Annotated in this window: 11 protein-coding genes; 3 read left to right on the forward strand and 8 right to left on the reverse strand. The window is 61.3% G+C overall.

Annotated features, from left to right (window positions below):
- Positions 1-9: 9 nt before the first annotated feature.
- Positions 10-1,317: an MFS transporter gene (locus FJU30_RS18120; RefSeq protein ID WP_150436375.1), complete on the forward strand. Its 1,308-nt coding sequence runs from the start codon at positions 10-12 to the stop codon at positions 1,315-1,317.
- A gap of 522 nt (positions 1,318-1,839) precedes the next feature.
- Positions 1,840-2,478 carry a LysE family translocator gene (locus tag FJU30_RS18125; RefSeq protein WP_150436376.1) on the forward strand — a complete coding sequence of 213 codons (639 nt, stop codon included), beginning with the start codon at positions 1,840-1,842 and terminating at the stop codon, positions 2,476-2,478.
- Between the two features lie 150 nt (positions 2,479-2,628).
- On the opposite strand, the gene FJU30_RS18130 is transcribed toward FJU30_RS18125, so the two are convergent.
- Genes FJU30_RS18130 through FJU30_RS18150 form a run of 5 tightly spaced genes read right to left on the reverse strand, consistent with a single transcriptional unit; the run spans position 2,629 to position 7,950 of the window.
- Entirely contained in the window at positions 2,629-3,186 is a 558-nt protein-coding gene (locus tag FJU30_RS18130) for a histidine phosphatase family protein (protein ID WP_191091641.1), read from the reverse strand.
- The gene (locus FJU30_RS18135; RefSeq protein WP_150436378.1) at positions 3,183-4,241 is read right to left on the reverse strand and encodes an MBL fold metallo-hydrolase; all 1,059 of its coding nucleotides are present in this window, start codon (positions 4,239-4,241) and stop codon (positions 3,183-3,185) included. The genes FJU30_RS18130 and FJU30_RS18135 overlap by 4 nt, the downstream gene beginning before the upstream one ends.
- Positions 4,238-5,269 carry an ABC transporter ATP-binding protein gene (locus FJU30_RS18140; protein WP_150436379.1) on the reverse strand — a complete coding sequence of 344 codons (1,032 nt, stop codon included), beginning with the start codon at positions 5,267-5,269 and terminating at the stop codon, positions 4,238-4,240. Before FJU30_RS18140 ends, FJU30_RS18135 begins: the two co-directional genes overlap by 4 nt.
- The gene (locus tag FJU30_RS18145) at positions 5,257-6,969 is read right to left on the reverse strand and encodes an ABC transporter permease (RefSeq protein WP_150436380.1); all 1,713 of its coding nucleotides are present in this window, start codon (positions 6,967-6,969) and stop codon (positions 5,257-5,259) included. The genes FJU30_RS18140 and FJU30_RS18145 overlap by 13 nt, the downstream gene beginning before the upstream one ends.
- 3 nt (positions 6,970-6,972) lie before the next feature.
- A complete protein-coding gene (locus FJU30_RS18150) occupies positions 6,973-7,950 on the reverse strand; it encodes an ABC transporter substrate-binding protein (protein WP_150436381.1) in 978 nt (325 codons plus the stop codon).
- A gap of 136 nt (positions 7,951-8,086) precedes the next feature.
- On the opposite strand from FJU30_RS18150, the gene FJU30_RS18155 reads away from it, so the two are divergent.
- Complete coding sequence (locus tag FJU30_RS18155; RefSeq protein WP_150436382.1) at positions 8,087-8,890, forward strand: DeoR/GlpR family DNA-binding transcription regulator; 804 nt, start codon at positions 8,087-8,089, stop codon at positions 8,888-8,890.
- A gap of 900 nt (positions 8,891-9,790) precedes the next feature.
- Here FJU30_RS18155 and FJU30_RS18160 read toward each other — a convergent pair.
- From FJU30_RS18160 to tri1, 3 genes are all read right to left on the reverse strand, one after another.
- Positions 9,791-12,889, reverse strand: a complete 3,099-nt coding sequence (locus FJU30_RS18160; protein ID WP_317984055.1) for a beta-galactosidase — start codon at positions 12,887-12,889, stop codon at positions 9,791-9,793.
- Between the two features lie 166 nt (positions 12,890-13,055).
- Positions 13,056-14,144: a LacI family DNA-binding transcriptional regulator gene (locus FJU30_RS18165; RefSeq protein ID WP_150436383.1), complete on the reverse strand. Its 1,089-nt coding sequence runs from the start codon at positions 14,142-14,144 to the stop codon at positions 13,056-13,058.
- 52 nt (positions 14,145-14,196) lie between these two features.
- On the reverse strand, positions 14,197-15,285 hold the full coding sequence (gene tri1, locus FJU30_RS18170; protein WP_150436384.1) for an ADP-ribosylarginine hydrolase Tri1: 1,089 nt from the start codon (positions 15,283-15,285) through the stop codon (positions 14,197-14,199).
- Positions 15,286-15,607: the final 322 nt, after the last annotated feature.

Consider the following 15,607-nt stretch of genomic DNA (forward strand, 5'->3'; position numbering starts at 1 on the left):
GGATCTGAAATGCCAACGAAACCCTCTTCGCTTAGCGCGCACAAACGCGCGTTGGTCGCCGGCTCAATCGGCAACTTTATTGAATGGTACGAATTTGCCGTTTACGGTTTTCTCGCCACGGTTATCGCGCAAAATTTTTTCCGATTACAGGGAGAAAGCGAACTGACCGGCATTATCCTGACCTATGCCTCATTTGCCGTCGCCTTTTTCTTCCGGCCGCTGGGCGCGGTGATTTTTGGCCGCATCGGCGACAGAATCGGCCGCAAGCCGACGCTGATCCTGGTGCTCATTATGATGACGCTGGCGACGGCCGCCATCGGTCTGGTGCCGGTTTACGGCAATATCGGTATAGCGGCGCCGCTGATTATGACGGGGCTGCGCATACTGCAGGGATTGTTCGCCGGCGGTGAATATGGCGGCGCGGTATCGCTGATGACGGAATTCGCGCCGCGCGGTAAACGCGGTCTGTACGGCGCCTGGCAATCGTTCACTGTGGCGCTGGGGTTGCTGGCCGGGGCCGGCGTGGTGGCGCTGCTTTCCGCGCTGCTGGGTCAGGATGCCCTGCACGCCTGGGGCTGGCGCATTCCCTTTATTCTGGCGTTGCCGATGGGCGCTGTGGCGCTGTGGCTGCGCGTCAATATGGAAGAAACGCCCAGCTTTGTGCGCCAGCAGAAGACGCAGCCGACGGATAACGCGCCGCTGGCTAGCGCGAGCTGGGGAGCCACGTTAAAAATCATCCTGCTGGCGATTGGCCGGGTTATGGTGTGGTCGGCCGCCGGCTATACCTATCTGGTCATCATGCCCACTTACCTGCAGTCGGCGCTGCATACCGGCTTTAATCAGGCGTTGCTGATTGCGGTGATTTCCAACATTGGCTTCGCCATCACGATTATCCCCGCCGGCATACTGAGCGATCGGTTTGGCCGGCGCGCCGTTATGGTTCTGGCGACCTGCCTGTTGCTGGTGCTGGCGCTGCCGTTGTTGAAAATTTTGCAGGCGGAATCCACATCGCTGCTGCTGAAGTGCCTGGTGGTATTGCTCGCGGGCGCGATAGTCGGTCTGCTGGCGGGCCCCGGCCCCGCCATGCTATCGGAAATGTTTCCCACCAAAGTGCGCTATACCGGGCTGGGGCTGGCCTACTCGCTGTCCAATGCGCTATTTTCCGGCTGCGCCGGCCTGATCATCACCGGTTTGATCAGACAAACCGGTAATCTGGACATCCCCGCCTGGTATGTCATCGCCACCGCGCTGGTCAGCATTCCGGCGTTAATGACGTTGAATAAGGATGATCATCTGCGTTCTATTGACGAGCGGTAATCTCCGGGCGGCGACTGCGCAACGGCCGGACCGCCTGCACATCGCGCGCCCTGGCCCGACGCAGCGCTTTCAGGCAGCGCGCGAGCGATAATACCGGCGGCGGCGAAGACCCGCGCGCCGGTTTTGATCTGCGATTTGCCGCAATCCTCCTGAGTACGCTGGCTGTGCCCGCCGATGCCGGGAATAAACAGCATCGGCCATCGGCGCCGGAATGCGTTGCGCCACCGGCATCGCGTCGTGGAATGCGCCGCCGGACAGCGTGCGATAGCCGGCGCCGCAGGCCATCACATGCTGTTCGACAATCGCCCGCTGGCGATCATACCGCGCCGGCGGCGTCGGCCGGAGACCTGCACTGCAGTGACGCTTTTTTGCCCGCAAATCATGCGATATATCGCCAGCCGTCGGGTGAATTCGTACATTTTGTCTGGCGAAAAGACTTTCATTTAGCTGCGCGCCAGCAGATGATGAAATGCAAACAGGACAGGCGTTATCCGCCGCGCTTCAGGTTGCAGGAGGTTAAAATTGTCAGATATCGTTAATTTTCCCTTGTTTGTCGCCTCTATACTGGTGCTGTTGATCACGCCAGGCCCCGATCTTGCCTACGTGGTCGGACAGAGTATCGCCAATGGTCGACGTTCAGGGGTGATTTCAGCGGCCGGCGTCGCGCTGGGCAGTTGCACGCACGCCATCGCCAGCGCTATTGGGCTGACCGCGTTGATTGCCGCCTCGCCGGCCATATTTGCCGTGATTAAGTACTGCGGCGCGTCTTATCTAATCTATCTGGGCGGCAAAATGCTATATAGCGCCAGCCGGCAAAAACGGCAGGCGGAAAACGCGCCGCCCCGGTCGACGGTCAGCACCCGAAACCTGCTTTCCCGCGGCGTTATCACTACCATCACCAATCCGAAAGTATTGCTGTTCTTCGTCGCTTTTTTCCCGCAGTTCGTTAGCGTGAACGGCGAACATCAGACCCTGTCGTTTCTTATCCTGGGCTTTACCTACGCCATCGTGGGGTTTCTGACCGATGCCGCCTTCGCGCTGCTGGCGGGCGGCGCGGCCGGCGCTGTGGCGGGTAATAACCGGCTCCGCCGCTGGATGGACCGCGCCGTGGGCGCCACCTTTATCGCTTTAGGCATCCGTATCGCTCTGGCGCGCAGGTAATCGCCCCGTTAAAGGCAATGGACGGCGCCGGAAAGCAGACCGGCGACGGATAAAACGATGCATGCGGGACGCCGCGCGCCAGGCCGCGCCGTTTAAGGTAGAAGAGAAAGGGCGGCGCGACACCGGATGGTGCCGGCAATGACGCGCTGATTAGCCTTCATCGCGCTGCGCCAGCGGCATAATCGTCCAGCCGCCAGGCGAATCAGCCGGCACAATCCACATCGGCACCGCGTTGCCGATGCGCGGACCGTATGGCGAGCCGCTGGACAGCAGACTAAGCACGCGAAACACGCCGGAATGGGCGACCACCAGCGGCGTATCGTATTGCTGCAATAGTTGATTAAGCGCGGCGATAATACGCGCGCAGAAATCGTCCCACGCCTCGCCGCCCGGCGGGGTTTGTTCATAAGGCGTCTGTTCCGTGTAGGGCCGCAACTCCAGATCGCCCCAGTCGCGCTCGCGCAGGTCGGGCACCATCAACTGAGGCAGACCAGGCAGCGCCAGCGAGGCCGTCTGCCGGGCGCGCAGTTTAGAGCTGACGGCGATACAGCTCCAGCGATGGCGCGCCAGTATGGACGCCGCGCTACGCGCCTGTTGTTCGCCGTCTTCGCTCAGCGGCACATCGGTGCGCCCGCCGATAAGCCGATCGCGGTTAAGCGGCGTTTCTCCGTGGCGCAGGAAAACAAAAGGTTTGCAGATCAACTTCATAGTTCCATCCTGATAGCGGGCCAATCGATAATGTCGCACCCCAGCGCGCGCCGCCACGCGTCCACTGCGCCGATAGGGGTAAACAGCGGCGCGAGAGAGCGGCATGCCAGCATAGCGACAAGTTTTCGCAGACAGTGCCGTGTAGGATGCACGTTCCAGCGACAAAAATCGACCTCGCCAGCCTGCCACTGCTGTCGGGCACGCTGATTAAGGTGACCGGTGAACAACACGCGATGGTCAAAACCCGGCTTCGCCCGCAGCGCGCCCGCGACGCCGCCCTGTCCGTCCGGGCTGCCGGCCAGCAGCACCGGCCTGTCCGCCGCAAAAGGCGGCAGCGTGCGCGCCAGCCGTTGCAGTTCCGACTGCACGCCGGACCGCAGGCTGCCGTCGTCGAATTCCGCCATCCGCGTCAGCATCGCCCGGCAGGGCGCATCCAGCGTTATGCCGCTTACGTTGCGGCGCGACAGCCACAGAGCCATCTCCACCGCCCGACCGGAAGGCGGCACCGGGCACAGTACCGGTCGGGTGATCTGCGCCAGTATCGCTTCCCGCTGTTGATGCTGACTGACCTCATACAGGCCATAGGATGCATCCACCAACGCCAGTTGCGCCGGCGGCGGCGGATCAAAGCGGAACAAGGCGGACTCCAGGCTGACGTCGCCGCTGTAAAACAGCCCGCCGGGCAGATCCAGATGGAACCAGATCCCGCCGCAGGCATGGCCGCTGCCGCCGGTGGTGACGGTCAATTCCCCCAGAGTGAAGCGGCCGCGCACCGGGATCGGCCGCACATCCCGCCCCGGCGGCAGCGACTGCGCCGTCGTCGCGCTGCAGTATATCGGCGTGCGCAACGGTAAACGCGTCAGGCCGCCGATATGATCCTCATGGTCATGACTCAGCAAAACCGCATCGAGATCCTCGGGGAGCGGCCAGGGGTCGGCATCCGGCTCCAGCGCGCCGCCGGCGTCGAGTAAAATACGCTGCGACGGCGTGGTCAGCAGGATCGCCGCCGGCGCTTTGCCGTGCAGCCCGCTGAGAATATCGATAGCGACCTTCATGCCGCCTCCAGACGCCAGCCCTGGTGCAGGCGCAGCGCGACGGACTGCCGTTCATTCAGCGGAGCATGATGATAGGCGGTCAGCGGCTGGCCGTCGCTCAGACGCAACTGCAGCAGATAGCGCTCCCCCTGAAAGATGCAGCTCTCCACCTGGGCGGCCATTCCGCTGGCGGCGACCTCCACATGTTCCGGACGGATCAGGATAGTCTGACGCGGATACGCCATAGACGACAGTTCCAGCCCGCGGTGCAGCTGCGCGCCGTCCAGCCGGGTCGCGTCGGCGGCCACGGGCAGCGATAATACGCTGCCCTTGCCGATAAAACGCGCCACCCAGGCGTTTTGCGGGTATTGATACAGTTGCTGCGGGGAGCCCCACTGCATCAGTTCCCCCTGATCCATAACCGCGATATGGCTGGCCAGCGCCATTGCCTCGGCCTGATCGTGGGTGACGTAGACGAAGGTGGCGCCGGTGCGACGGTGAAAATCGCGGAAGGTTTGCTCCATCGTCGCGCGCAGGTGGCGGTCCAGATTGGCCAGCGGTTCATCCAGCAGCATCACCTGCGGCTCGGAGACCAGGCAGCGAGCCAGCGCGACGCGCTGACGCTGCCCGCCGCTCAGGTCCTGCGGCGATCGTTCGGCGCAGGTCGCCAGTTCGACCGCCTCCAGCGCGTCCATCACACGCTTTCGCCGGGCGGCGCCGTTCACCTTTTTCAGTTTCAGCGGATAACCCACATTTTCCGCCACCGTCATATGCGGCCACAGGGCGTAGGACTGGAACACCATGGCCATATTGCGCGCCTCGGGCGGCAGATGCTGCTGCCGATCGGCAAGGATTTTATCGCCCAGCAGCAACCGCCCCTGACTTAGTTGCTCCAGCCCGGCCAGGATACGCAGCGTGGTGGTTTTACCGCAGCCGCTGGGGCCGAGCAACGCGGTGAAAGCGCCGGCGGGAATGGTCAGACTGAGATCGCGCACCACGGTCTGTTCGCCGAATCGTTTATTTATCTGTTCCAGCTTCAGCTCTGCCACGGGATGACTCCTTTGGGAAGATAGCGGCCGAGACCGCTCAACAACAACATCACCAGCGCGACCAGAACAACCACCAGTACGGCGACGGCGGAAGCCAGCACCTTATCGCCGCTCTCGTCCAGGTTGAAGATCACCACGCCGAGCGTTTCGCTGCCGGCGCTCCACAGCAAGGCCGAGACGGTCAGTTCATTAACCGCAGTCAGAAAAACCAGCAGCCCGCCGGCGAAAGCCGCCGGCGCCAGCAGCGGCAGGACGATATGGCGCAACCGTTGTGAAAAGCCGGCGCCCGCCATGCAGGCCGCCTCCTCCATCGCCGGATCCAGCTGCAGCATGCCGCTATGCACCGGCTTCAGGCAAACGGTGAGGAAGCGCGCCAGGTAGGCCAGAAAAATGATCGCCAGCGTGCCGTACAGCGTGATATCTACAACGGGCAGCGGTCGCGCGAACAGCAGAATAAAGGCGATAGCCAGCACCACGCCGGGCAAAGTGTAGGGAATATCGATGGCGTTATGCAGCCAGCGCAGCGCGCGGCTGGGGTAGCGCACCAGCAGATAAGCCAGCGGCAAACTCAGCGCCATCAACAGCAGCGCCGCGGAAACCGACAGCAGCATGCTGTTGGTCAGGGCGCGCCAGGTGACGCTCTGACCGTCCAGCATGGCGCCGTAGGCGGCGAATGTCAGCGTTTCGCCGTTCAGCGGCACGCCCAGCGTCGGCACCAGCGAGGTGGCGATGAGCGCCAGCAGAGGCGCGACCAGGATCATAAACAGCACAGTGGCCAGGGTCAGCTCCGTCGGCCAGCGCCACGCGCCGAGCCGGAACGCCAGCGCGCGGCCGGCCATGCCGATCAGCGGTAGCGCATGGCGCCGCTGTAATCGTCCCTGCAGCATAACGATGCCCACCGCCAGCACGCCCATCAGCACCGACAGCGCCGCCACCTGATTGAGCATGCCGGGGCCAAAACCGGCCATAGTCTGGTAAATCTGCGTCGGCAGCACGAAGTAGGAAATCGGAATGCCCAACATGGCGGGAATGCCGAAATTACCGAGCGACGACACGAAAGCGATGGCGCCGCCCGCCCACAGCGAGGTGCGGCACAGCGGCAGCACGATATCGCTGAACACCCGCCGCAGCGAAGCGCCGTTCAGGCGCGCGGCTTCGATTTGTTCCTTCGGCAGACAAAGCAACTGGGTGCGCAGCGCCAGAAACACCAGCGGCGCATGCTGAATACCGAGCAACAAGGCGATCCCTTCTGCAGAATAAAGCGGATTAGGGCTGCCGAAGGTCGGCGCGATCCCCAGGCTGTTCAGCAGAATACTGCTGGGGCCGAAAAGCTGTAGCCAGCTCAGCGCCGTGACCTGCGGCGGGATCATCATCGGCAGCATGAATAAAAAGATCCATATCTGTCTGGCGCGGATATCGGTCAGCGCCAGACAGAAAGCGAACAGGCTGCCCAGCAGCAGGGAGATTAACGTGCCGAAACCGCTGGTGTAAAAGCTGTTATACAGCGCGACCCAGGTGGCCCGGCTGGACAACATCCGCCACAGACTGCTGTTGCCGCCCTGCTGCCAGTCAAACAGCGCCGAAATAAGCAACCGCAGGCTGGGCAACAGGCTGAGCAGCGTCACCAGCCCCAGCATCAGCCAGAGCAACCAGCCGGGAGGATTGCCGCCGGCGGGATAACGCACAGTAAGACCGCTCATGGTTTAGCGACTTCCAAACAGTTGACTAAAGCGCTGCTTGTTCTGTTCGGCTTCGGCCAGCGCGTTGCCGGCATCGAACGTCATCAGCTTAATATGGTCGCGCGGGGGGAAGCCGGCCGGCGCCGGCAGGTCGGCGCGCGCGGGCAGATAGCCCTGCTTCAGCACCAGCCGCTGCCCGGGTTCCGACAGGACGAAGTCGATAAAGGCTTTGGCGGCGGCCGGATTTTTAGCGTTTTTCATCATCGCGACCGGTTCAGTCACAATACTGACGCCTTCCTGCGGAAACAGAAACTCAATCGGGGCGCCCTTAGCCTTTTCACGGATCGCCATGAAATCCACCAGCACGCCATAGGCCTTGCTGCCGGAGGCGATGGCGCTCAGCACCGCGCCGTTGCCGCCCTGGGGCATGGCGCCATTCTCTTTCAACTGCTGGTAATAGTTCCAGCCGAGCTGCGGATTATTGGTCAGCGTCGCCAGGTGAATCAGCGCCGCGCCGGAATAGAGCGGGCTGGGCATGGCGGTCATATTTTTCAGTTCGGGCTTAAGCAAGTCCTGCCATGACGCGGGTTTAACCGGCGCCTGGCGGTGATAAGCGATCCCCGTGGTAATCAACTTAGTGCCGTAGTAATAGCCGGCGGCGTCATAGAGCGAAGGATCGTAGCGAGTGGCCTCGGGCGATTGATACGGCGCCAGCAAGTCCTGCTGCCGAAGCGATTCCATGGTCACGCTGTCGGAAATCAACAATACATCCGGCACGCCGCCCCCGGCGGCCAGTTCGGCCTGCAAACGTGCGGTAAGTTTGGTGGTTCCATCACGAATCCAGTTCACTTTGATATCCGGGTGCGCCTGCTCAAAGGCGCTGACGGTCATGCGCGCGTCTTCATTGGGCTGACTGGTATAGAGCTTCAGCGTGGTTTGCGCCATGGCTGAAGCGGCGGACAGCGCCAGCATCAAGGCGGCAAACGTCATTTTTTTATACATGTCGGTTATCCCCTGGTTTTCGTTGTGATGATTAAAACAGGGGAATCTGACAAAAATATGACCAGCCTATTTCGTAGTAATAGCGTAATACTTTCGATGTAGTATTCCGGCGAAACATCAGGACAAGGAGAGAAAGATGACACCGGAATCACGCCGTCGCGCGATCGCCATGATGGTGACGGAACGCGGGGAATGCAGTATTGAGCAACTGGCCGGGCATTTCGGCGTATCGCTGCAGACGGTGCGCAGCGACGTGCGGCAGCTGACCGAGCAGGGACTGCTGTTGCGGCGCTACGGGCTGGTGGCGCCTTTCGCTCGCGAAAATATCGGCTATCGGCAACGGGAAATCGTCAATGTCAGCGGTAAACGCTGGATTGGCGAGCAGGTCGCCGCGCTGCTGATCGAATATCCCAGCTGCTTTCTGGGTACGGGCACTACGGTTGAAATGGTGGCCCTCGCCCTGCCGTCCGACGCCCGGCTGGCCGTGTTCACCAATAACCTGCACGCCGCGCAGCCACTCAGTCGGCTTGCCGGCTGCGACCTGACCGTGGCCGGCGGCAAACTGCGTAAACGAGACCTGGATATCATCGGCGGCGAGGCGCTGGCGTTTTTCAGCCGCTACCGGGTGGCGATCGGCGTGGTGTCAATCGGCGGCATCGGCGAAGCCGGAGAACTGTACGATTTCAACGATGAGGAGGTGATGGCGCGTCACGCGCTGCTGGCCGGGGCGGCGCTTAAGGTGCTGGTCGTGGACAGTACCAAATTCGGCCGTTCGGCCCTGTGCCAAAACGGCACGATTGCCGATTTTCACTACGTGGTCAGCGATCGGCCGCCCTCAACGCCGCAGCGCGAGGCCTTACAGGGCGCGCCTACGCGCTGGCTGTGCCGGGAAAAGAGCGGCACCCCGCCCGACAGGGAATTAGCCGCAGTGCGGGAATAGCGGAACGTTATTCCCGCCATCAAAGAAATGAACTGGCCCGGCATTCTTTTTAACCCGTATCACATCTGTCAGTTTATCAGGCCGAAACCAGGGTGTGTCCCTTAACCTCCCGACATACCAAAAAGTGATGTAGTAATCATTTCCCAAATGTGATCTTTGGTTGAATATTGAGCATTTTTAGGACTATTTTTATCGCTTAACAGCGCTTTTGGCACAGTTATAACAATGCTGATCTGTACAAAAAACAGTTAAGGGACACACCCTAATGGTCGCCCTCATCCGCGCGGTGGTGTGCTTATCCTGGCGATCAAGCATATTGATCGGCCGTTCGACAAACCATAACAAATATGCCCGATGAATAAATTGAAATAGCCGGCTCCTGACTCATATTGTTCAAGACTCCGACAATAATGAACTCACCGGTGCAGATGGCGAATGCGCCTAACGCAAGCGTATAAATAGCTCATGGCATAGCCCTTTCCTCACGGGTAAACAAACCCGACTGCAATAACCGGGATGGTATTTCTGCGAACGGAGTCTCACATTCGTCGTCGGTTAAATAAAGGGAAGGCAATTTTTGGATTAGGCAATGCAATTTTTAAATCGGGTCGACGGTTCACCGCACACGAAAGCCAGACGGGCGGCAACGGAGGGAACGCCCCTGCGGCGGGATAAACCGGGAGCAGGACAGGAGAACCGGCGCGTGGCCGAATAGCGCGGCCCTGGCGGCGGCAGACGGCAGGCGGCAAAATCAGGCATCGGTAGCCGGTAAGATAAAGGGAACCGGTAACGTGGAGCGGATGAGTGAACGCCGTAAACCGCGGACCCGCCGGCCGACGGCGGGAGACATATCAGGCGTCCGGGCAGACGGCCTGCGCCTGCCCGGGAAAAGCCCCCTGTTTAGCGACGTTTCCAGCTTACCGCATAGTGATAGTGGCTATCCTGCAACAGATACTCCGGCGCCACGCTGGGGCTCCAGGAGTCATCGCCGCCGACCCCCATATGGAAACCATCCAGATTCAGCCAACTGCCCTGCTCCGGCGTCAACAAATGCCGGTGCGACGTTTCGCGCAGTTGTCGTTGACTATAGCGACTGATGTTGAAATGGAAATGGCCGCGCCACCGGTGCGCGCCATATTCCAGCCGCCGCGTATCGCAGCGCATGCCGTTTTCCGTCGGGAACACGTATGGGGTATAAAGCTCGTCGAGCGGGCGCCGCCAGCTGTCATAGCACGCCGACTGTTTACGGTCCGGGTAGTTCTCATGCGGCCCCAGGCCGAGCCAGGCGACGCTGTCGTGCACCCCGGCCAGTTGACAGGTCAGGCCGATACGCGCCGGGGCCGGCGTGCCGTAAGCAATATCCACATCCACGCTGAGATGCAGTTCGCCCTGATTGTCGATACGATAGGTTTTGTAACTGATAAACAGCGTGGCGCCGCGATACGTCCAGCGATGAACGGTGCGCACTTCCACCGCCAGCGCCAGCGGCTCCGCTTCGCAACGCGCCGTCTCCGGCGTCATATCGTACAGCCCCGCCGCTTTCCAGCGCTCCACCCAGGCGTGCGGGTCGATGCGCGTAGTTTCGCTGACGCCGATGTCGTTATCCAGCGGCGCCCGGGTAAACTGGTCCTGCAGCGGCGACAGCAGCGTCGGCTGTTCATCCTGCCACCACTGCGTCAGCAGGCCGGTTTGGCGGCTAAAGCGCCAGCGCTGCGCGCCGTGACGAATATCGTAATACCCTTCGCTCGCCGACAGCCGCGGCGCCTCGCCCTCTGCCGGTTGCGGCTCGATTGCCGGCACATCCGCCATCCGCCACTGCCGCCAGGCGCAGACATGACCGGCGTCGCTCCAGTCCGTCGCGTCAATCTGCACCACTTTCGCCGTCAGCCACACCTGCCCGGGGGTGGCGACCGGCGGCAAATCGTCGAGCGCGATCGACTGCCGACCTTCGGGAGCGATATCCAGCGCGACTTCGCCGCTCGCCAGCGTTTGGCCTTCCTGCGCCAGCGTCCAGATCAGGCGTTCGTTGTCGCTGCGGCGGAACAGATATTCGCTGGAAATCTCCAGCCGCGGCGGCTCGGTGCGGTGCAGGGTAAACTGGAAAAACTGCTGCGCCTGCTTAGCTTCGTACAGCGACGGGTGCGGCGTGCGGTCGGCAAACACCAGACCGTTCATGCAGAACTGGCGATCGTTGGGCTGATCGCCAAAATCGCCGCCGTAGGCCTGGTGAGGCGCGCCGTTTTCATCATACTGCGTCAGCGACTGATCCACCCAGTCCCAGACGAAACCGCCCTGCAGACGCGGATACTGCCGGAACGCCGCCCAGTATTTATGGAAACCGCCAAAGCTATTGCCCATCGCATGGGCGTATTCGCACAGGATCAGCGGGCGCGACTCATCCGGCATGCCGATCCATTTTTTAATCGACCATTTCGGCACCTGCGGGAACGGCTGATCCTGCTCCACGCGGGCGTACATCGGGCACAGGATATCGGTGGCCGGGCTGTTGGCTCCGCCGCCTTCATACTGCACCGGACGGGAGGGGTCGTTGGCCTTGATCCAGTGATAGAGCGCGTCATGGTTACAGCCATGGCCGGATTCATTGCCCAGCGACCAGATAATAATCGACGGGTGGTTGCGATCGCGCCGCACCATGCGAGTAACCCGTTCGCTCATCGCCGGCAGCCATGCCGGATCGTCGGTCAGCCGGTTCATCGGCACCATGCCGTGGGTTTCAATATTGGCTTCATCCACCACATACAGGCCATAGCGGTCGCACAGGCGATACCAAAGGGGATGATTGGGATAGTGGGAGCAGCGCACCGCGTTAAAATTATGCTGCTTCATCAACAGGATATCTTTTCGCATGGTGTCGATATCCATCACCTGGCCGTTTTCCGGGTGATGCTCGTGCCGGTTTGTCCCGCGAATAAGCAGCGGCTTGCCGTTCAGTTTCAGCAGACCATTGCTGATTTCTACCTGACGAAAGCCGACATCGCAGGCCTCCGCTTCAATCAACGCGCCGTCGCCGTCATGCAACATCACCACCACCCGGTAGAGATGAGGCAGCTCCGCGCTCCACAGCGCGGGCCGGGCGACCGACAGACGCACGGTCGTACGGTCGCCGTAAACGCCGCGTTCATCGATAATTTCGCTGCCGATAGGCTGCCGGCGCTCGCCGACCAGTTCGGCGCCATTCCACAGCTGCAGCGCAATTTGCGTTGCCTGGCGCGCCGGGCCGCTGACCGCCACCTGGGTTTCCAGCTCGGCGTGGCTGAAGTCGCTGTTCAGATGGGTCAGTATCCCGATATCGCTAAGATGAGTGTGCGGCTTATGCAACAGGGAGACATCGCGAAAAATACCGCTCATCCGCCACATATCCTGATCTTCCAGATAGCTGCCGTCGCTCCAGCGCAGCACCATGACCGCCAGACGGTTTTCTCCCGCCTGCAGCGCCGCGCTTAAATCGAACTCGGAAGGCAGACGGCTGTCCTGGGCGTAGCCGATCCAGTCGCCGTTGCACCAAAGGTGAAACGCCGAGTTGACGCCATCGAACAGGATGCGCGTCTGGCCGGAGGCCAGCCAGTCATCGTCGACACTAAATGTGAGCGAATAACAACCCGTGGGATTATCAGCCGGAACAAACGGCGGATCGACCGGAATGGGATAAGTCACGTTGGTATAGATTGGCGTACCGTAACCCAGCATCTGCCAGTTGGACGGCACGTTAACGTCATCGGTGCGATCGTCATCCTGATAGCGCCAGCTTTCCGGCACCGCCTCCGGCCGGCTGAAATAGCTGAATTTCCAGCGGCCGTTCAGACTCCGCACGCTGGGCGACGCGGTATCGTCTCTGGCATCGTCCGCCGAACGCCAACTGGCGAAAGGCGGGTGAGCGGCGAGCTGATTCAATTGCGTCACCGCGGGGTTTTCCCAGTCGCGCCGCGCGAGTACCGACGCGAGCGTGGCGGCGACGTTGCCTGCTTTAAGGGTCATCATATCGGGTCCTTTATCTGATTGCGATTCGCTCACAATTTAGATGAAATATCGGACCTGCCAGTCAGGATGTAAAGCTGCTGGATGGCATTAGGTGACAACACTCACAAATTTATCCCGGCGCGGCGCGCATCGACGGCAGGCCCGCAGCGCGGGCCTGCACGCGGGATTAGCGAGAATCCAGCCGCGCGACCTGACGCGCCAGCACGGCAAGAGCATCCGCCAGCGCCTGGGAGGAAGGCGCGCTGCCGACCGGCACATCCGTCGTTTTGCGTTTAACCAGGCTGACCGGCAAAATTTGCGGCGACGCCGCGCTGTCAGGCGAGTGGATCAACTCGACCAAACGCTGCACGCTGGCCTTGCCGAGCGTTTTAAAATCCTGTTTGATCGTGGTCAGCGGCGGGATAAAACAGGCGCTGTCCTCCGTATCGTCGTAGCCGACCACGGAAACCTGGCCGGGAACCGCCAGGCCGAATTCAGACAGCGCGCGCAGCGCGCCAAGCGCCATCTGGTCGCTTGCCACCAGCAACGCGCCAGGCGTCGTGCCTTGCGCCAGCATGCGGGAGGTTTGCTCGTAACCCGACAGCGAACTCCAGTCGCCCTGCAGTATCGCCACCGGATTCAGTTGGTAATGCGCCAGCGTCTGCCGCCAGCCTTCGAAACGCAGGCGCGCCGAGACGGAGGTTAGCGGCCCGTTCAATAGCGCGATGCGCCGATGATCAAGACCGACCAGGTGCTCCACGCCCAGCCTCGCGCCTTCATAGGGATCGAAGAGAATAGTGTGCGCCGCAAGCGAGGGAGAGACATCCAGAAACAGCGCCGGAACCTTGCCGCAGGCGCGCGCGACGGCCCGCGCGTCGTCATCCTCCAGCGGGATATTGACGATCAGCCCATCCACGCGCTGAGAAAGCAGACTGTTCACCGCCGCCCTGCACGCCTCCAGACCGGGCTGCTCAATCATGGAAATCACCACGCTGAACTGCATTTCGCTCGCTTTAGATTTAATGGCGGCGACGATTTGCGAAGGCGCGTGGAGGGATAAGTGGGTGGTAGCCAGCCCGATGGTGTGGCTGAGCTTGCCCGCCAGCTGCTGCGCCACGCGGTTTGGCACATAATTGAGCGCCGCCATGGCCGCTTCAACCCTCTGACGGGTTTTCTCCGAGACATGGCTGGCCTGGTTAATTACGCGCGACACGGTCTGATAGGAAACGCCGGCGTAGTCAGCCACGTCATACAGCGTTATCGATTTAGGTTTCATGCCGGACATCCTTTATCGCTCACTCAGGCGGGCGGCGCGCCCGGATTTGTTTTCAGCGTGGCGCCAGCCGATATAAATCCTCCGCCATCAGGCGAGTCCTGTCCTGCTCGACCAGTTTATCGCGCCACGCGGCGGGAATGGACGAATAGCCATACAGCGCGCCGGCGATCTGCCCCGCGGTGGCGGCGACGCTGTCCGCATCATCAGCCAGATTGGCCGCCAGCAGCACCGCATCACGAAAATTATCGGTCCGCCAGACCGCCCACAGCGCCGCTTCCAGCGTGTCGATCACGTAGCCGCTGGAGCAAATTTGCTCGCGCGTTTTGCGTTTATATTCGCCGGCGTTAATCAGCATGGTGCGGGCATTGAAGCAACACATGTGCGCGGCCAGCGCCTCTTCTTTATCGCTGCCGTTTAACAGCCGATGCAAGATCATCCCCAGCAGCCGGCTGCAGTCGCGGGATTCAATGGCGCCGTGCGTCGCCATTCCCTGCCATTCCGCATCGCTACAGGTGCGCAGCAGCGAATGGCGCTGAAAGATGGCGGCGGGCGCCAGGCGGATGATGGCGGCGTTGCCCGCCGTCGACGGCGCGCTATTGCCGAACCACTCCGGTCCCTGGCTCAGATATTGCTCCAGCGCATAGTGGGTGGCGTTGCCGATATCGAAGCAAACGCCGTTCGAACTGTTGACGCCGTGCCGATACCAGTTGACCAGGCGATTACGATAACCGGTAAGATCCAGATACCGGGCGTGAATATAGGTTTCCGCCAGACAGAGCGCCATAGAGGTGTCATCGGTCCATTCGCCCGCCTTCAGATTAAACGGCCCGCCGCCGACCATATCGTCGACGTGCGCTTCGTCGCGCTGACGAAACTCCAGCGTCGTGCCCACCGCATCCGCCGCCGCCAGACCGACCAGCGCCCCTTTGGCTCGATCCGTCCGCGTCTCCTCGTCGAGCGCTTTGCCGCTAAAACGCAGCCAGTCGGGCACCGGTTCGGCGCCGCTGAGCCAGGGCCGATAATCTACAGACAGGCTGTCGGACTGTAACACCAGCGGCCGAAACGCGGGCGGGTACAGGTCAAGGTAATGAGCCTGTACGTACCCGGCAATCTGTTGATAATGCTGATGCATATCGATCATAAAACTCATCTCGCCGCAAAGGAAACCATCGGCCAGGTTACGGCACCCGTACCCTGATGGTCTCCCGGAATTAATTAGAGTATACCCAAAATAATTCGAGTTGCAGGAAGGCGGCGACACCGCGACACATTCGTCGGCAACCAATTTATCCAGCCAGCGGCCGACCTTCGGTGAGGGACAGAATGTCGCTCATTAATCCCCGGGAGCTTACACCAGTAAGTGGCCGGGGTGAACGACAAATCTGCCGGAAACGGGGTTGAACGCCGCTGGCGGCGGCCCGGCAAGGACGAGCCCCATGGCAGGGCGAGTAACAAAGCCAACG

The organism is Affinibrenneria salicis (assembly GCF_008710095.1).

Bases quoted from the DNA above. Each gene is read 5' to 3' on its own strand.
- FJU30_RS18155 (WP_150436382.1), top strand. From the start codon at position 8,087: ATGACACCGGAATCACGCCGTCGCGCGATCGCCATGATGGTGACGGAA.
- FJU30_RS18135 (WP_150436378.1), bottom strand. From the start codon at position 4,241: ATGAAGGTCGCTATCGATATTCTCAGCGGGCTGCACGGCAAAGCGCCG.
- FJU30_RS18130 (WP_191091641.1), bottom strand. From the start codon at position 3,186: ATGAAGTTGATCTGCAAACCTTTTGTTTTCCTGCGCCACGGAGAAACG.
- FJU30_RS18165 (WP_150436383.1), bottom strand. From the start codon at position 14,144: ATGAAACCTAAATCGATAACGCTGTATGACGTGGCTGACTACGCCGGC.
- FJU30_RS18145 (WP_150436380.1), bottom strand. From the start codon at position 6,969: ATGAGCGGTCTTACTGTGCGTTATCCCGCCGGCGGCAATCCTCCCGGC.
- FJU30_RS18160 (WP_317984055.1), bottom strand. From the start codon at position 12,889: ATGATGACCCTTAAAGCAGGCAACGTCGCCGCCACGCTCGCGTCGGTA.
- FJU30_RS18120 (WP_150436375.1), top strand. From the start codon at position 10: ATGCCAACGAAACCCTCTTCGCTTAGCGCGCACAAACGCGCGTTGGTC.
- tri1 (WP_150436384.1), bottom strand. From the start codon at position 15,285: ATGATCGATATGCATCAGCATTATCAACAGATTGCCGGGTACGTACAG.
- FJU30_RS18150 (WP_150436381.1), bottom strand. From the start codon at position 7,950: ATGTATAAAAAAATGACGTTTGCCGCCTTGATGCTGGCGCTGTCCGCC.